The sequence below is a fragment of the Enterococcus timonensis genome (genome assembly GCF_900104595.1).
In the GTDB taxonomy this organism is placed as follows: Bacteria; Bacillota; Bacilli; order Lactobacillales; family Enterococcaceae; genus Enterococcus_J; species Enterococcus_J timonensis.
In genome coordinates this window covers 249,234-264,426 of sequence record NZ_FNVY01000003.1, presented here as the reverse complement: position 1 = coordinate 264,426, position 15,193 = coordinate 249,234, and the positions used below count along the sequence as shown (strand labels likewise).

General features: G+C 39.7%; 16 protein-coding genes, 14 tRNA genes and 1 riboswitch. Of the genes, 10 read left to right on the top strand and 20 right to left on the bottom strand.

Annotated features, from left to right (window positions below; all coding sequences use genetic code 11):
- Nucleotides 1-4: 4 nt before the first annotated feature.
- Entirely contained in the window at nt 5-427 is a 423-nt protein-coding gene (ruvX, locus tag BQ5341_RS03105) for a Holliday junction resolvase RuvX (RefSeq protein WP_071130583.1), read from the bottom strand.
- The gene (locus BQ5341_RS03100; RefSeq protein WP_071130582.1) at nt 424-693 is read right to left on the bottom strand and encodes an IreB family regulatory phosphoprotein; all 270 of its coding nucleotides are present in this window, start codon (nt 691-693) and stop codon (nt 424-426) included. Before BQ5341_RS03100 ends, ruvX begins: the two co-directional genes overlap by 4 nt.
- A gap of 175 nt (nt 694-868) precedes the next feature.
- Here BQ5341_RS03100 and BQ5341_RS03095 point away from each other — a divergent pair.
- Together BQ5341_RS03095 and BQ5341_RS03090 are read left to right on the top strand one after the other, a co-directional pair.
- Nucleotides 869-939, top strand: a tRNA-Gly gene (locus BQ5341_RS03095).
- 96 nt (nt 940-1,035) lie between these two features.
- Nucleotides 1,036-1,287, top strand: coding sequence for a hypothetical protein (locus tag BQ5341_RS03090; protein WP_071130581.1), 252 nt, complete (start codon nt 1,036-1,038; stop codon nt 1,285-1,287).
- Nucleotides 1,288-1,337: 50 nt separating this feature from the next.
- Here BQ5341_RS03090 and metK read toward each other — a convergent pair whose 3' ends face one another.
- Nucleotides 1,338-2,519, bottom strand: coding sequence for a methionine adenosyltransferase (gene metK, locus BQ5341_RS03085; protein ID WP_071130580.1), 1,182 nt, complete (start codon nt 2,517-2,519; stop codon nt 1,338-1,340).
- Nucleotides 2,517-2,595: riboswitch (SMK box riboswitch) on the bottom strand. It overlaps the preceding gene by 3 nt.
- A gap of 130 nt (nt 2,596-2,725) precedes the next feature.
- On the opposite strand from metK, the gene BQ5341_RS03080 reads away from it, so the two are divergent.
- Complete coding sequence (locus tag BQ5341_RS03080) at nt 2,726-3,496, top strand: hypothetical protein (protein ID WP_071130579.1); 771 nt, start codon at nt 2,726-2,728, stop codon at nt 3,494-3,496.
- Between the two features lie 81 nt (nt 3,497-3,577).
- Nucleotides 3,578-4,147 (top strand): GNAT family N-acetyltransferase, encoded by a 570-nt coding sequence (locus tag BQ5341_RS03075; RefSeq protein WP_071130578.1) that lies wholly within the window; start codon nt 3,578-3,580, stop codon nt 4,145-4,147.
- A gap of 41 nt (nt 4,148-4,188) precedes the next feature.
- Here BQ5341_RS03075 and BQ5341_RS03070 read toward each other — a convergent pair whose 3' ends face one another.
- Nucleotides 4,189-4,506, bottom strand: coding sequence for a DsrE family protein (locus BQ5341_RS03070; protein WP_071130577.1), 318 nt, complete (start codon nt 4,504-4,506; stop codon nt 4,189-4,191).
- Between the two features lie 120 nt (nt 4,507-4,626).
- Here BQ5341_RS03070 and BQ5341_RS03065 point away from each other — a divergent pair, with 120 nt between their 5' ends.
- From BQ5341_RS03065 to BQ5341_RS03050, 4 genes are all read left to right on the top strand, one after another.
- Complete coding sequence (locus BQ5341_RS03065; protein WP_071130576.1) at nt 4,627-6,702, top strand: heavy metal translocating P-type ATPase; 2,076 nt, start codon at nt 4,627-4,629, stop codon at nt 6,700-6,702.
- Nucleotides 6,703-6,818: 116 nt separating this feature from the next.
- Nucleotides 6,819-7,076 carry a hypothetical protein gene (locus BQ5341_RS03060; protein ID WP_071130575.1) on the top strand — a complete coding sequence of 86 codons (258 nt, stop codon included), beginning with the start codon at nt 6,819-6,821 and terminating at the stop codon, nt 7,074-7,076.
- A 115-nt stretch (nt 7,077-7,191) separates the two neighbouring features.
- Entirely contained in the window at nt 7,192-7,959 is a 768-nt protein-coding gene (locus BQ5341_RS03055) for an ABC transporter ATP-binding protein (RefSeq protein WP_071130574.1), read from the top strand.
- Nucleotides 7,949-9,544, top strand: coding sequence for a hypothetical protein (locus BQ5341_RS03050; protein ID WP_071130573.1), 1,596 nt, complete (start codon nt 7,949-7,951; stop codon nt 9,542-9,544). The genes BQ5341_RS03055 and BQ5341_RS03050 overlap by 11 nt, the downstream gene beginning before the upstream one ends.
- Nucleotides 9,545-9,589: 45 nt before the next feature.
- Here BQ5341_RS03050 and BQ5341_RS03045 read toward each other — a convergent pair whose 3' ends face one another.
- Nucleotides 9,590-9,955 (bottom strand): GIY-YIG nuclease family protein, encoded by a 366-nt coding sequence (locus tag BQ5341_RS03045; protein WP_071130572.1) that lies wholly within the window; start codon nt 9,953-9,955, stop codon nt 9,590-9,592.
- 75 nt (nt 9,956-10,030) lie between these two features.
- On the opposite strand from BQ5341_RS03045, the gene BQ5341_RS03040 reads away from it, so the two are divergent.
- Nucleotides 10,031-10,741, top strand: coding sequence for a LytR/AlgR family response regulator transcription factor (locus BQ5341_RS03040; protein ID WP_071130571.1), 711 nt, complete (start codon nt 10,031-10,033; stop codon nt 10,739-10,741).
- Complete coding sequence (locus BQ5341_RS10640; RefSeq protein WP_235836363.1) at nt 10,728-11,843, top strand: sensor histidine kinase; 1,116 nt, start codon at nt 10,728-10,730, stop codon at nt 11,841-11,843. Before BQ5341_RS03040 ends, BQ5341_RS10640 begins: the two co-directional genes overlap by 14 nt.
- Nucleotides 11,844-11,889: 46 nt before the next feature.
- Here the strand turns inward: BQ5341_RS10640 and BQ5341_RS03030 are convergent, their stop codons facing one another.
- From BQ5341_RS03030 to BQ5341_RS02960, 15 genes are all read right to left on the bottom strand, one after another.
- Entirely contained in the window at nt 11,890-13,044 is a 1,155-nt protein-coding gene (locus tag BQ5341_RS03030; protein WP_071130570.1) for a TraB/GumN family protein, read from the bottom strand.
- On the bottom strand, nt 13,028-13,930 hold the full coding sequence (locus BQ5341_RS03025) for an alpha/beta fold hydrolase (protein ID WP_205408731.1): 903 nt from the start codon (nt 13,928-13,930) through the stop codon (nt 13,028-13,030). Before BQ5341_RS03025 ends, BQ5341_RS03030 begins: the two co-directional genes overlap by 17 nt.
- A 105-nt stretch (nt 13,931-14,035) precedes the next feature.
- A tRNA-Glu gene (locus tag BQ5341_RS03020) sits at nt 14,036-14,107 on the bottom strand.
- 26 nt (nt 14,108-14,133) lie between these two features.
- A tRNA-Ile gene (locus BQ5341_RS03015) sits at nt 14,134-14,207 on the bottom strand.
- Between the two features lie 12 nt (nt 14,208-14,219).
- Nucleotides 14,220-14,290: transfer RNA gene (locus tag BQ5341_RS03010), tRNA-Gly, on the bottom strand.
- A 14-nt stretch (nt 14,291-14,304) separates the two neighbouring features.
- A tRNA-Phe gene (locus BQ5341_RS03005) sits at nt 14,305-14,377 on the bottom strand.
- 6 nt (nt 14,378-14,383) lie between these two features.
- Nucleotides 14,384-14,456 (bottom strand) — tRNA-Asp (locus BQ5341_RS03000).
- Between the two features lie 10 nt (nt 14,457-14,466).
- Nucleotides 14,467-14,540 (bottom strand) — tRNA-Met (locus BQ5341_RS02995).
- Nucleotides 14,541-14,557: 17 nt separating this feature from the next.
- Nucleotides 14,558-14,629, bottom strand: a tRNA-Glu gene (locus tag BQ5341_RS02990).
- An 18-nt stretch (nt 14,630-14,647) separates the two neighbouring features.
- Nucleotides 14,648-14,735: transfer RNA gene (locus tag BQ5341_RS02985), tRNA-Ser, on the bottom strand.
- 9 nt (nt 14,736-14,744) lie between these two features.
- Nucleotides 14,745-14,818, bottom strand: a tRNA-Ile gene (locus tag BQ5341_RS02980).
- 16 nt (nt 14,819-14,834) lie between these two features.
- Nucleotides 14,835-14,905: transfer RNA gene (locus BQ5341_RS02975), tRNA-Gly, on the bottom strand.
- Nucleotides 14,906-14,936: 31 nt separating this feature from the next.
- Nucleotides 14,937-15,009, bottom strand: a tRNA-Asp gene (locus tag BQ5341_RS02970).
- A 2-nt stretch (nt 15,010-15,011) separates the two neighbouring features.
- Nucleotides 15,012-15,085, bottom strand: a tRNA-Met gene (locus BQ5341_RS02965).
- A gap of 15 nt (nt 15,086-15,100) precedes the next feature.
- Nucleotides 15,101-15,190: transfer RNA gene (locus BQ5341_RS02960), tRNA-Ser, on the bottom strand.
- Nucleotides 15,191-15,193: the final 3 nt, after the last annotated feature.

Below are 15,193 nucleotides of genomic sequence, written 5' to 3'. Positions count from 1 at the left end.
TCCTTTATTGTTGGTGGCCGTCTAAATAATTTTGCAAAATCATCACAGCAGCCAACTTGTCGATAACTTTCTTGCGTTTTTGGCGGGAAACATTTCCTTCATTAATTAACATTTTTTCCGCTTGAACGGTGGTTAGACGTTCATCTTGATAAAAAATCGGAAGACCTGTTAATTTTTCTAAGGCCGCGCCATATCTTTGGGATGCTTCGGCTCGTGGTCCGATGGTGTTATTCATATTTTTCGGCAGTCCGACAACAAAAAGTTCGACTTCGTATTGGGCAGCTAACTCCGCTACTCGTTCAAAGCCAAATTTTTCGGTTGCCTCATCAATCCGGACAATTTCTAATCCTTGAGCGGTCCAGCCCAAAGGATCACTGACAGCAACGCCGACTGTTTTTGAGCCGACATCTAGTCCCATGATCCTCATTTGACATTCACTCCATGATTTTCTAAATATGATTTAACTAGCACTTCCATTACTTCATCGCGTTCATGACGGCGAATTAAGTTCCGCGCGTCTTGGTAACGAGGAATGTAAGCCGGGTCTCCTGATAAAAGATAGCCGACAATTTGATTAATTGGATTGTACCCTTTTTCAGCCAATGCTTGGTAAACGGTAGTTAACGTTTCGGAAATTTCCCGTTTTTTGCTATCATCAAAATCAAAGCGTACTGTTTCGTCTGTATAACCCATCTTTTCCACCTCTATTTCTTTCACAAGTCTATCATACAAGAAAGCGGTGGAAACCACAAACAAAAATCGCTAAATTTATAACGATTTCAAAAATATTTTCAATTTCTTTAAAAAAGTTTCGAAAAAATATCTCTTGCTAAAGATTTTTTCGTAAGGTATAATTAATTTCGTTGTTGCGGGTGTAGTTTAGTGGTAAAACATGAGCTTCCCAAGCTCACGTCGCGAGTTCGATTCTCGTCACCCGCTTTTCTTTAAGACTACAAAGTTCTTAGTAATAAGAATTTGTAGTTTTTTTATTTTACTAATTTACAATTTAAAAATAGGACTATAAAGGAGAAAAAAATGCGTTTCTATGATGATTTACAAGAATTGATTGTTGAACTGATTGCGGATATCGCCGATATTGGGAATGAAAACATTTGGGCCTTCTATGAAGAAAAAGACGGCAAAAAATTATACACTGATTATCGCTTCAAAAATGACCCGGCTGAAAAACAACCGGCAGGCTTCGGGGTAGAAAAATCAGAAGAAATAAAAGCTAGTCAACTTTTACCTCTATTAAAAGAACAAAAACAGAACCATCCTAATTTTTAAAAAAAATCTCCAACACGTCCTTCTACTGAAGTTGCGTGTTGGAGATTTTTTTATTTGCCTAGACTATGCAGTAAATCTTCGACTTTATCTAAATGTTCCCAAGGTAAATCGACATCTGTCCGACCAAAATGACCGTAAGCAGCTGTTTGGCGATAAATTGGACGACGTAAATCCAGCATTTTAATAATGCCAGAAGGACGCAAGTCAAAATTTTTGCGAACGGCTTTAACTAAAGCTTCTTCGCTTACTTCACCAGTACCAAATGTATCAATATTAATAGAAACTGGTTCCGCCACACCAATGGCATAGGCTAGTTGAATTTCAACTTTACGAGCGAGGTCTGCTGCGACAATATTTTTAGCAATGTACCGGGCAGCATAACTTGCTGAGCGATCAACTTTAGTCGCATCTTTTCCAGAAAACGCACCGCCGCCGTGGCGAGCATATCCGCCGTACGTGTCGACAATAATTTTCCGACCAGTTAAACCGGCATCGCCTTGAGGTCCGCCAATGACAAAACGGCCAGTTGGATTAATAAAATATTTTGTTTGATCATCGAGTAAATCTGCTGGAATTTCATTTTGAATGACTTCTTCCATCACAAATTTTTTCAACGTTTCGTAATCGATATCTGGATCGTGTTGAGTTGAAATCACTACCGTATCCACGCGGACTGGTTGTTGATTTTCATCATATTCTACTGTCACTTGGCTTTTGGCATCGGGACGTAGAAAAGAAACGTGCTGAATTTTTCTTAAATAAGCAAGACGTCGCACTAGTCGATGACTTAAAGCAATCGGTAAAGGCATCAGTTCTGGCGTTTCATCAACAGCAAAACCAAACATTAAACCTTGATCGCCGGCGCCAAGATTTTCCGCATCTTCCCCGCGAGTCTCTATTGCAGCGTCAACACCTTGAGCAATATCTGGGCTTTGTTCATCTAAAGCGGACAAGACGGCTACTGAATCCCCATCGAAACCAAATTTTGCTCGCGTATAACCGATTTCTTTAATCGTTTGGCGCACAATTTTTTGCAAATCAATTTTAGCTGTGGTAGAAATTTCTCCAAAAACTAAAACCATTCCGGTGGTCACCGAAGTTTCACAGGCGACGCGCGCCATGGGATCCTCGGTTAAAATAGCATCTAAAATAGCATCAGAAATTTGATCGGCGACTTTGTCTGGATGACCTTCTGACACCGATTCAGAAGTAAATAATTTTTTTTCGGACATTTGGTATTCCCCCTTAATAATTTTCCGGTTACAAGGCAGCTGCAATAAGCATCCTCTCGGGAACTTTGTAACGAGCTAAAGTATAACAGAAGTTGCTTAAAAATGCTTGAAGATTTTAAAAAATCCGCTCCTAAGTTTAAAAAGCATTGACGGGGAACTTTTTTTTCCTTAACATAGAAGATAATTGATAAAAAGGAGGGCCGCCCATGCAAGAAAGTCTACCTGCCAAAAAAAACATTTCCGTCTCCATTCTTTTCTTACTCGTCTTATTACAAACCGCACTCAGCATTTTGCCTGGCGTTTTACTGTACCACCAACAAGACGGCGAAAATTGGCAAGGCGCTGCCTTATTGATTTTTTATTTATTCGTCTCTAATTTCAGCGAGCTTACTGTCCGAATGCAATATAAAAAACAAACTAGATTTCCTATGGTAGCTTACGGAATTAAACTTTTAATCTGTTCCGTCTTAATTATTTTCTTTGCTAGCCAAACGCAATGGCAATTTGCCCTGATTTTATTTGGCTATGAACTCTTTCAAACATTAGCCAACTCGAAACAATATTTTTATTTAGATAGTTTTTATTACACGTTGCTTAATCCGATTTTTAAAGGGCTTGTGCTAAATTTATTGTTTTTAATGAAGGCACCGATTTTTTTTGATATTCATCAAATCACCGCCTTATTGCCTGCCCTTTTAGCTAGCCTGACTTTAACGCTATTCCAGCAAGGACAAGTTTCCCAGCGCAATCGCAAGTCAATTTTTGTAATTGGTTTTGCTCTTAGCACGCTATTAAGTTTAGTCGGTATTTTTTACTTACATTATAGTTATGACTTTTTTGATTTATGGCGCGTGGTGAGTTTCGCTGTCTTTTTAGTGATTGCCACCTTTTTTACGTTTCGCCAAAATCATTTTCTTAAAGCTGAAATCGCGCTGAATTTATTTTATTTAGTTGGTTTAGGACTGCTCTATTTTTAAAATGAAAACCATCTGTCAACTGACGGATGGCTTTTTAATTAATTTTCTACATTAACTTTAAAAAAACAAGGAGTTATGACGATGAATATTCGACCAGCAACTACTGAAGATTTACCAGAAATTATCCGCTTAGTTCAAAAAAGTTTTGCAGATGAAGTTTTTACCGATCACGATGAACACAATCTAGTCAAACGTTTATGGACGAGCCCCTCAGCTTTGCCCCAATTTACTTTAGTAGCCGAAAGCGATCATAAACTAGATCTCCCGACAGAAAATTCCAGAGACCCTCAATTAAATTTCCAACAAAATAAACAACTGGCAGGTTTTATTCAATTTAGTCGTCTAACTGTAGGAAACTTAAATGCTTGTGCTTTAGCACCGCTAGCTGTTTTACCTGCGTGGCAACATCATGGTATTGGCAGTCAATTAATTGAAGCCGCCCACGCCAAAATTGCCCAAACTAATTTTGACTGTAGCATTGTCTTAGGTCACGCCAACTATTATCCAAAATTTGGTTATCAACCAGCCGATGCTTTGCAAATTTTCCCGCCGTTTGAAGTACCGGCAGAGGCATTTATGGTGAAAGTTTTCCGCCCATTTACATTAAATGAAAAAACAATCGTTGGCTATGACCCGGCTTTTGGTATATAAAAAAAAGACCTGTCAAAAATTTAATTTTGGCAGGTCTTTTTTTATGGTTTCAAATAAGCAAAACCTTTTTCTTGAAGTGCAATTAAATCAAGAACGCCGGCTGGTACGATCGAAACATTTTTCGGGAAATTTTCCAACTTCACATGATACGTACTTAGCGCATTGTGGCAGGCGTGAATTTCTACCCCAGGAAATTCGGCGATAAATTGTTGATGAAAAGGTAAATAAAATCCTTCCACTGCGACGCCATTAATCAGTAAAATAATTTCGCAATCTGGTGCGGCACTCAATAAATTTTTAATATTTTTTTCGGCTTCCCGCCACTTGTCGGCCTCATCTACATGAAATACAACTTTCATTTGATCCACCCCTTTTCTTTTTAGTGTAGCATAAAATCGGTTTCTCTTGACATATGAATGAATTATCATATATACTAAGAATGAAAAGTGATTCATATGTTTCACTTAGGAGGCTATCGTATGAACTATTCATTTCATTTAAAAGGTCTGGATTGTGCTAGTTGTGCTGAAAAAATTGAGCGCGCTGTTGAAAAAATGCCCGACGTCACTAACGTCTCAGTGAATTTTGCGCAAAGTTCCATCCAATTTGCCACTAGTCCTGAAAAATTAATTGCCGTTGAAGAAAAAATTACCCAAGTAGAGCCTGATGTCACCTTGATCAATAAAAATGCCGCTACTAAATCCAGCAGTGCGGCTAACAGTACATCGACTGATGAAAAATCGGCGACATCACCGCTGATTAAAATCATTGGCATTTTTTTGGCGCTAGTCATTATGCATTTTATCGCCTTGCCGAAAATAGTAACGATTGTTTTGTACGCCATTTTATATCTAGTCATTGGCTGGCCCGTTTTAGCAAAAGCTTTTTCTAATTTGCGCCGCGGACAAGTTTTTGACGAAAATTTTCTGATGTCCATCGCCACACTGGGTGCCTTTTCTATTCAAGAGTTCCCCGAAGCTGTGGCCGTGATGCTTTTTTACGAACTAGGAGAATATTTTCAAGATTTGGCCGTTGATAATTCCCGCAAATCCATTCAAGCGGCTTTACAATTGCGGCCAGAAATTGCCCATTTGCAAAATAATGGTCAACTATCTGATGTCAAACCAGAAAATATCTTAGTCGGCCAACAATTAAAAGTTTTGCCGGGAGAAAAAATTCCTTTAGATGGAAAAATTATTGCAGCAGGCGCGCTAATTGATACGGCCCCTTTAACTGGTGAATCTGTCCCCCGCTTTTTTCAAGCAGGCGACGAAGTTTTAGCCGGTATGGTCAATACCAATGCGCCATTTTCTATGGAAGTCACCAAAGATGATCAACATTCCACTGCTAGTAAAATTTTAGAATTGGTGGAAAATGCCACCAGTCAAAAAGCGCCGGCGGAAAAATTTATTACTAAGTTTGCTCGAATTTATACGCCGATTGTGGTGGCTTTTGCAGCAATTCTCGGTATCGTTCCCCCCTTATTTTTCGCTCAACCATGGTCAGAATGGATTTATCGCGCTTTGACTTTTCTAGTCATTTCTTGTCCTTGTGCACTAGTTATTTCCGTGCCGCTTAGTTTTTTTGCCGGGATTGGCGCTGCTTCAAAAAATGGTGTCCTCATTAAAGGAAGTCATTTTCTGGAAAATTTAGCGCAAACTAAAACAATTTTATTTGATAAAACGGGGACCTTGACGAAAGGTAATTTTGCTTTAACAAAAATCGTCAGCTCTGAACCAGAAAAATTATTGCAACTTGCCGCTAGTTTGGAAGTCCATTCTACTCATCCGGTTGGTAAAGTGCTAGTAGCTGAAAATAAAGCGCCGCTTTTGCCCATGACCGAAGTTGAAGAAAAAATTGGTTTTGGATTAACTGCCAATTATCAAGGAACGGAAATTTTAGTCGGCAAACAAGCCTTATTAACTGATCGAAAAATCGAAACACCGACTGTTGATCAAACAGGAACCATTATTTTTGTAGCCCAAGATAATATTTATCAAGGGTATTTCGTCATTCAAGATGAAATCAAACCTGAAGCTAACGCCGCTCTTTCCGAACTTAAAAAAATGGGTATCAAAAAAATAATTTTACTAACTGGCGACACGCAACAAGTGGCTGAATCCATTCAAAAACAAGTCCCACTAGATGAAATTCATAGTCAACTGTTGCCTCAAGATAAAGTGGCGGTCCTTGAAGAAACTTTAGCTAAGAGCGATACTAGTGTCGCTTTTGTCGGGGACGGTTTAAATGATGCGCCGGTTTTAGCCCGGGCCGATGTGGGTATTTCCATGGGGGGTCTTGGCAGTGACGCGGCGATTGAAGCCTCGGATGTAGTCTTAATGGAAGATCAATTGACCCGGTTGCCGGTAGCTATTCAAATTGCCCAAAAAACGATGCGCATCGTTAAGGAAAATATTATTTTTGCTTTAGTCGTGAAATTTATCGTGCTGATTTTAGGGGCTTTTGGAATTGTCTCCATGGGTCTGGCCGTCTTTGCTGATGTCGGTGTAACTTTAATCGCCGTTTTAAACGCCTTGCGCGCCTTAAAAAAATAAAAAAAATCGTTGCGGCTATTTCAAACTGCAACGATTTTTTTTATTTTCGGCGCCAGCTGATTTGCACATTTCCCCTTTTTGAAAAAACAAGTATACTGAATGCAGGAGGATTTTTTATGACAATCATTGTATTTATCGGTTATTTTCTCGTGCGTCTGTTGGTCAACGGCTGGTTAAAAAAGAAAGTGCCCGCCGAACAATTTATCTTACAATCAAATAAAATTTATACTTTTACTTCCCTTATTTTCGGGGTAGCGTTATTGGCAAGTGGCGCGGCGAATGACTTTTGGGGCCGGGTGGCTGGATTTTTATTATTAGCCGACAGCTTTTTATCTTGTTTATTAGTGATTCATTTTAACAAACGCCCATTATAGCTTGCTGCTTAAAAATTTTACCGTCCAAATTACAGATAGCACAGGCGCAAATTGTACTTGCACCCGCGCTACTTTTAGTGTAGGCTCAAGCTAGATTTAAAAAGGAGGCTCTTTCATGATTCAAATTCAGTATATTTCCAAACAATATGAACAAACAACCGCGTTAAAAGATCTCACTTTAGAAATTCCTGCTGGTAAAATTTTTGGCTTTCTCGGCCATAACGGCGCTGGAAAATCGACCACTTTAAAATGTTTAACTTCGATTATTGAACCTACTTCTGGTGAGATTTTTTTCAATGATTTATCGCTAAAAGAACATCGCCACGAAATTAAAAAAATGATTGGCTATGTGCCAGATACGCCGGATTTATTTTTACAATTGTCGGCAAATGAATACTGGCAACTGATTAGAGCTGCTTACGAAATTGATTCGGTGCAAGTGATTAATCACCAAAAAGAATTGATCGCCTTGTTTGATATGAATGATCATGTAGATGAAACGCTGAACAGTTTTTCCCACGGGATGCGGCAAAAAGTGATTATTATCGGCGCTTTATTAGCTGATCCGGAAGTTTGGATTCTTGACGAACCAATGCAAGGACTAGATCCGCAAGCGGCTTTTGATCTTAAAGCACTCATGAAACAACACGTTGAAAAAGGAAAAACCGTTATTTTTTCGACTCATGTCTTAGACACCGCGCAACAATTATGCGATGAACTGGCGATTTTAAAAAAAGGCGAACTATTATATAACGGCTCCGTGGATGATTTACTGGCCCAATCTCCCAATGAATCACTAGAAACGATTTATTTGAAAATGGCCGGCCGATTATCGCAAGAAGGACATTTGCTAGAAGACGTGGAGGAAAGCCATGAATCGTAAAAAATTGGCGATTCTCTTTAATGTTAATCTTCTTTACGCCAATCCTCAAACCACGGACCAACAACGGAAAAAAGGTAAAAAAGGTCGGAAATTATTCCGCAGTCTTCTTAATCAATATATTCTTTTGTCGGTGATTTTTGTCCTGTCTTACTCCGTCATGTTTATTAGTATTGATTTGGCAAATTATCCCGGATTTTTCACAATGTATCTCGCGCTTTTTGCTTTAATGGCCTTTGCCCAAAGCGTTTCGGTGATTTATAATGTCTTTTACGAAAGTCACGATTTAGAAGATTATTTACCGTTACCATTTAAACAAAGCGAAGTATTTTTTGCCAAATTCGGTATTGTGGCGGTGACTATTTTTCCATTTGTTTTACCGATTCTAGCTATTTTTCTTGTCACTACTTTAAGAAGTAATATTTTACTACCCGTGGCTGTCTTGTGGTCGCTAGTTTTATTCTTCCTCTTTTTTGCGCTGATGTTTTCTTTTTATTTGCTCGTTGTGGCCAGCCTAACGCAAACTAAAGTTTTTTTGCGCCATAAATCTATTTTTTCCACAGCTATGATGTTTTTGTCTTCCCTGGGAATGATCGCTGGTATCTTTTATATTAATAATGCCTCGGAATACACAACGGACGCGCAAGGTGTGCTGGTCTTAAAAGATCAACCGACGCTCTTGATTTTTGCCCCGTTCCATCAATTAGCTGTTCATCCAGCCACTTTGACTAGTCTGTTAATTTTCGTCGCTTGTCTGGCGTTACTAGCTTTACTTTTATTTTTAATTGTTAAAATAGTCATTCCCAAATTTTATTTACAAGCGAACATTACACCGGCTAAAAAAGCCCACAAAATCAAAGAAAACACCACCCCACAAACAATTAGCCGCCAATTGTTGACGTATAATTTTAATTTGATTAAAGATCCGACCTTACTGATGCAATTTTTTTCTTCAAGTATTATTATCCCCGCGGCGTTCATTATGCCCTTTGCCATTTCGTCTGGCCTTGGTTTAGGCCAACTAGACTGGAAATTCACCGGCGTCTCGGTATTAGTAGGTGCAGTATTTGCCTATCTAGCTACTGGAAATGCTTCGATTGTCTCGGTGATTATTTCATTGGATCGGGAAAATTTTAATTTTATTAAAAGTCTGCCCTTTTCACTACGCCACTATTTAAAAATAAAATATTGGTTTGCCGCTAGTTTTCAAGGGCTGCTGACGGGCGTTATTATGCTGATTGGCGGGATTGCTTTACATTTGCCGTGGTTTTTAACTGTTGGTCTAGTCGCTGGTAATCTTCTTGGCACCATTATCTTTTCTTGGTACGCTTTTTACCGTGATTATCGTCTGCTAACTTTAAATTGGACAAATATTACCCAATTGTATTCTCGTGGCGGCGGAAATTTCTCCCGAATGCTCGTTTTACTAGTAGGGACATTTGTCGGCATCTTAGCCATTGTTTTACTCGCTTTACTATCAAATATTTGGCCTATTGTCGGCAATTTATTGGTCCTTATAGGGATTGTTTTAGCTGCTTTCATTGCTGCGACGCATTACGAAAAAGTTTTTTGGAAAAAATTAGACTAAACAATTTAAAAAATAACGACTGCCAAATTTTTGGCAGTCGTTATTTTATTTATCGAGTTCTCGCCGTTGATGATAACCGGCTTCTTCAAATGGTTGTAATTGTTCCAGCCAAGATTTCTTTAAATGTCGCAACTCGTCTTTCATATTTTTCACTTCGGCATTTTCTTTTTCCCATAACACTTCGTAAGAAAAATTTTCACCTTTTTGTTCTTGCCAGTCAGCTAACAGCGCCCGATTTCCAAAATTTCCTGAATTTAAATTCAGCTGATAAAACTGCCACCGATTTTTCAAGTTCGCCACCGCATCAATAAAAATTTTTCCATTGACGTTATTTTTAATTTGAACGACACCATAAAACGTCGGCTGCATTTTAAAAGCTTGCTTCAATTCTTTTTTTCGCTGATTTTCCATTTCCTCACCTCATTTGTATTATACTAAAGTCAGACTAAAAATAAATACAAAAACGAATTTAAGAAAGGAGCCTTTATGCAACTTGCCCTCGTTGAAGACGATCCCATTTATCAGCAACAATTTCAAACACTTTTAAAAGAACTCCCTGTTGATTTCACCCTTGAGCTGACTATTTTTAATAGCGGCGAGCAATTGCTTGTTGCCTTAGAGCAAACGATTTTTACGGCTATTTTTCTAGATATTAAATTGGGCGCAGGGCTATCCGGGATGGACACTGCCAAAAAAATTCGCCAAACGGATCCTCATTTGCCGCTCGTTTTTTTATCTAACTATGACGATTACGTCTTTGACGGTTATGACGTGGGGGCCACAGGTTATGTGATGAAGCCCATCTCGGCTGAAAAACTAACCGCTCTTTTGCTAAAAATTCAAAAAAGTACCAAAAAACCTACTCTTGCTATCCAAACGTTGACTCAAGGTCTGGTCAACTTACCCCTTTTTGAAATTATGTATTTAGAAATTACCGGCCACACGTTACATATCGTGACCCAACGTGGTGAATTTTCCACCAACAGTAAGTTATCAACTTTTGACGACAAATTAAGCGACAACTTTCTGCAAGTTCATCGCAGTTTTAAAGTGAATTTAGCGCATGTGGTGCGCTTTTTAGATAATGACTTGGTGATGCAAAATGGCGACAAAATCCCAGTTGCTCGTAGTCAAAAGCAAAACGTGAAAATGAAGCTTTTAGCCCACTATCGGAGGATTGCTGATGATAATCAATAGTTTATTCGTCCTGTTTCTGGCGGTAACTATTTATTTTATCGCTAAAAAAGGAAAACTTGTCCAAACTCTAGCCAGCCTTCTATCTTTTATTTTTTTATGGACTGTCTGGCCAGCTTTAAGTTTTATTGTGTTGGGCCTTTTTTCGCTGATTTTTAAAAAAATTTATTCTACGGCCAATTGGCTTTTTATCGGTGGCACTTTTTTATGCGGCGGATTAACATTTTTCTGGCCACAATTTATTCCGCTTTACCTCTGGCTTTTAATTGCGATTTTTTTCAAAGAAATCATTTCGCGCCTCAATCTCAAATCACAAATTCTATTTTACACGCTAGCACTCGCGCTTCTAGTTACTTTCTACCTGAGTACAGCTGTCGTCCAAATTTTTTTAATTTTTATTTATTTTCTATTGCTAGCTTTGACCCGTTCTTTGGTTCATTTTTTATATCAAGAAACGGATATGATTTACGCTCGCTCGCTGGATCAAATGATGGCTAATTACGTCCAGGAACTTAATGACTTGTATGCCCAAATTCGCGGTTGGCGCCATGATTATCATAATCATTTGCAAACTTTATCCGCCCAACTCCAAGCAGGCCAAGTCAATCAAGCGCAAAATTACTTAGCGGAACTAGCCGAAAGTTTAGGCGAGATTGATCAAATCGTTAAATCCGGCAACACGATGTTAGACGCCGTGGTTAACTCGAAGCTAACGATTGCCACCCGTTTAAATATTCCCCAAAACGTCAAAGTTTTTGTCGGCAGTCAAACATTAGCTCATGAAGTGGATTTGGTGGTGATTTTAGGCAATTTATTAGACAACGCCATTGAAGCAAACGCCGAAATCCCCGTGCTAAAAGAGCGCCTATTGCGGGTTTACATCGGCATTTTGGAACAGCAATTATATATTTCCGTCACCAATGCCCGACCGCTATCTCAAGCAATCAAGCCAGATTTCGCTTCTACTAAAAATGACAAACGGGGACTAGGAATTCGCCGTGTCAATACTCTTGTAGCAAATTTTCACGGCCTGATTAATCGACAATACGAAGAAGGATTTTTTGTCACCGAAGTTCTGCTACCTTTAGAAAATATTTCAAAATAAAAATGACCCCGCCGATTTGCTTAAATCAGGTTGGATCATTTTTTATTTAAAATAAATTGCGAATCATTTGTAAGCCGCCAATAAAATTTCCTAAAGCGCCACCTAATGATGAAACAAAAAAGATCAATAAAATTTTTAGGGCGCGATTTTTATAAAAACTTTTTACATGCAACACATCTTCTTGCAGATGATTAAAATCTTTCACCCGTGGTTTTCTCAAGAAAGCTTCCGAGATGGCGGTAAAAAAGCCCACCGCTAAGACTGGCGACAAGGTGCCAATGGGAGCTGTGACAAAGGCCACCAGTATTGTCAGGGGATGAGGGAGTGTAAAAGCCGTAAAAAGCGCCGCTAAGCCGGAATTCCACAACAACCAGATAGAAAGCTGTCTCCAACCAGTTTCAGCGCTAGCAACAAAACTCCAGGCAACTAGACCCACCAGTAATGCGGGAATGATCCAGTTAATCACCTTACTCGTCCATTTCTTTTTCGGAATGATGTCCATCGCTACCAAATCAATATTTTCCGGCAATTTTTCAATAATTCCTGGCACATGAGCTCGACCCACCACGGCGACGATTTTTTTCCCGGGGGCATTTTTTATTTTCATAGATAAATAGCTATCCCGATTTTCAATGAGTTCCTCATATGGTCCCGGCAATTGCTCTTTCAAACTTAAAAAAGTTGAGTCTACTAAATCCGATTCATAAAAATCCTCTAGTGTCGTTCCAGTTAATTTTTCTTCATCAATGCTATCAAAGGCCATAAATGGCAGGCGAATTTTTTGCCAAAAAGATAGCGAACGCCACATTTTTTTAAAAGTCACTTGAATATCGCGATCTACTAATTCAATGCTAGCGCCAATTTCTTTTGCACTAGCAAGAGCCGCTTCCATATCACCACCGGCTTTTTGACTACCCATTTTTTGGGCCATCTTTTTTTGTAAAGCTCCATAAAGAAGTTGCACAAAGAAAAGAATCGTTTGTTTTTGGCGAATAATTTGAATAATGTCGGTTTCTTCCCAATTTTTTTGATTTGAGCGAGCCGCATAACGTTTTTCATCCAGTTCAACACAGACGGTTTCCGGTAGCTCTTTAGCTATAACTTCTTTCACCACTTCAGCAGACGACGCTTGGGCATGATTGGTTCCCACTATTATAATTTCTTTTCCTTGATAATTAACGCGCTCAATCAACTCTTCCATCAGTTCCCGCCTTTTGTAAAAATTTTAAAATGAGATCAAAGACAGTTTTACTGTCAATTTCATTTAATACTTCGTGTTTCATCCCACTCATAATGATACTTTCCACATTTTGATAACCAATTTTCTTTAAAGTGGCCACTGTATCATTGAGGCCTTTAGTCCCACCAGTAATTTTTTTATCTTCAGCACCAGCAATTGATAAAATAGCTAAATTAGGATTTTTACATTGGAAATTTTGCACTTGTTTCAGTTGATAATTACTTTCCCAAATCGTTAAACTTGTTTGCACCGGATATTGCTTCAACATTTTTTCATCCGTTTTAGCTTTCAAGTTGTTCTCCGGATTATTAGACAACCAACTATTATCTTTGGCTTCTAAATCTCCCGTTAGTTTAGCTAGCAAGGCAGAATGCCCTTGCGCTCCATATATTTTCAGAAACATTTTCGATAACTTGCGGCCAACAGCCACCACCGGAATATAATTCACTGTTCCCGTTAAAATCAGTTTTTCAATTTCATCATCATGCTCCTGCAAAAATAACCGCGCCAAAATCGAACCAAAGGAATGACCAAATAAATAAAGTGGCACTTCCGCAACCTTTTCTTTAGCAAAATGACAAACTGCCAGTTGATCGGCGATTAATTCTTGATAACTTTCCATCAATCCCACCGGCTGGTTTTCATTAATTGAGCCACCATGGCCACGATTATCTGATAAAACTACTGCATAACCATTCTCTTCTAGAAATTTCGCAAAAGGAAAATACCGTTCCTTGTACTCCAAGGCTCCGTGAATGATTTGCACAATTCCTTTCGGCTGCTCAGGTAAAAACATAGCTAGTTGAATCAGTCGATCATTTATTTCCATATCAAAATACTCCACCATTTTACTCACACTCCTTGAAGTTCATTATACCTATTTTTAGCAGATTTCCTAGATAATTTATATTTAATGGTACAAAAAAAGGAATGCCACAAGCATTCCTTTAGATGACCCGTACGGGAATCGAACCCGTGTTACCGCCGTGAAAGGGCGGTGTCTTAACCGCTTGACCAACGGGCCAACAAGAATTCAAAATTCAATTTTAATGGGCCCAAATGGACTCGAACCATCGACCTCACGCTTATCAGGCGTGCGCTCTAACCAGCTGAGCTATGGGCCCAAATGTTACAAGAGCGGGTGACGAGAATCGAACTCGCGACAACAGCTTGGAAGGCTGTGGTTTTACCACTAAACTACACCCGCAAAATTTAGTGAAGTGGCGCGGGACAGAATCGAACTGCCGACACACGGAGCTTCAATCCGTTGCTCTACCAACTGAGCTACCGCGCCAAAAAGCGGTTCCGACGGGAATCGAACCCGCGATCTCCTGCGTGACAGGCAGGCATGTTAACCCCTACACCACGGAACCTTTACTTTAATTGCGGGGACAGGATTTGAACCTGTGGCCTTCGGGTTATGAGCCCGACGAGCTACCTGACTGCTCCACCCCGCGATAATATAAATGAAACATGACCCGTACGGGAATCGAACCCGTGATACCGCCGTGAAAGGGCGGTGTCTTAACCGCTTGACCAACGGGCCATTTAAAACAATGTAAAACGGAGAAGGAGGGATTTGAACCCTCGCGCCAGTTTCCCGACCTACACCCTTAGCAGGGGCGCCTCTTCAGCCACTTGAGTACTTCCCCATTACTTTATGGGCCCAAATGGACTCGAACCATCGACCTCACGCTTATCAGGCGTGCGCTCTAACCAGCTGAGCTATGGGCCCATAATAAAAATGGAAAAGCGGGTGACGAGAATCGAACTCGCGACAACAGCTTGGAAGGCTGTGGTTTTACCACTAAACTACACCCGCAGGAAATTTCTTCCCTAAAAATTTGAAATGACGGTTCCGACGGGAATCGAACCCGCGATCTCCTGCGTGACAGGCAGGCATGTTAACCCCTACACCACGGAACCAATTGCGGGGACAGGATTTGAACCTGTGACCTTCGGGTTATGAGCCCGACGAGCTACCTGACTGCTCCACCCCGCGATAATATTAAAAAAAAGGAGGATAAGGGATTCGAACCCTTGCGTGCTTTTACACACCTGACGGTTTTCAAGACCGTTCCCTTCAGCCGGACTTGGGTAATCCTCCATA

Excerpts from the sequence above, each read along its gene's own strand:
- ruvX (WP_071130583.1), bottom strand. The coding sequence starts at position 427 with ATGAGGATCATGGGACTAGATGTCGGCTCAAAAACAGTCGGCGTTGCT.
- BQ5341_RS03100 (WP_071130582.1), bottom strand. The coding sequence starts at position 693 with ATGGGTTATACAGACGAAACAGTACGCTTTGATTTTGATGATAGCAAA.
- BQ5341_RS03090 (WP_071130581.1), top strand. The coding sequence starts at position 1,036 with ATGCGTTTCTATGATGATTTACAAGAATTGATTGTTGAACTGATTGCG.
- metK (WP_071130580.1), bottom strand. The coding sequence starts at position 2,519 with ATGTCCGAAAAAAAATTATTTACTTCTGAATCGGTGTCAGAAGGTCAT.
- BQ5341_RS03080 (WP_071130579.1), top strand. The coding sequence starts at position 2,726 with ATGCAAGAAAGTCTACCTGCCAAAAAAAACATTTCCGTCTCCATTCTT.
- BQ5341_RS03075 (WP_071130578.1), top strand. The coding sequence starts at position 3,578 with ATGAATATTCGACCAGCAACTACTGAAGATTTACCAGAAATTATCCGC.
- BQ5341_RS03070 (WP_071130577.1), bottom strand. The coding sequence starts at position 4,506 with ATGAAAGTTGTATTTCATGTAGATGAGGCCGACAAGTGGCGGGAAGCC.
- BQ5341_RS03065 (WP_071130576.1), top strand. The coding sequence starts at position 4,627 with ATGAACTATTCATTTCATTTAAAAGGTCTGGATTGTGCTAGTTGTGCT.
- BQ5341_RS03060 (WP_071130575.1), top strand. The coding sequence starts at position 6,819 with ATGACAATCATTGTATTTATCGGTTATTTTCTCGTGCGTCTGTTGGTC.
- BQ5341_RS03055 (WP_071130574.1), top strand. The coding sequence starts at position 7,192 with ATGATTCAAATTCAGTATATTTCCAAACAATATGAACAAACAACCGCG.
- BQ5341_RS03050 (WP_071130573.1), top strand. The coding sequence starts at position 7,949 with ATGAATCGTAAAAAATTGGCGATTCTCTTTAATGTTAATCTTCTTTAC.
- BQ5341_RS03045 (WP_071130572.1), bottom strand. The coding sequence starts at position 9,955 with ATGGAAAATCAGCGAAAAAAAGAATTGAAGCAAGCTTTTAAAATGCAG.
- BQ5341_RS03040 (WP_071130571.1), top strand. The coding sequence starts at position 10,031 with ATGCAACTTGCCCTCGTTGAAGACGATCCCATTTATCAGCAACAATTT.
- BQ5341_RS10640 (WP_235836363.1), top strand. The coding sequence starts at position 10,728 with ATGATAATCAATAGTTTATTCGTCCTGTTTCTGGCGGTAACTATTTAT.
- BQ5341_RS03030 (WP_071130570.1), bottom strand. The coding sequence starts at position 13,044 with ATGGAAGAGTTGATTGAGCGCGTTAATTATCAAGGAAAAGAAATTATA.
- BQ5341_RS03025 (WP_205408731.1), bottom strand. The coding sequence starts at position 13,930 with ATGGTGGAGTATTTTGATATGGAAATAAATGATCGACTGATTCAACTA.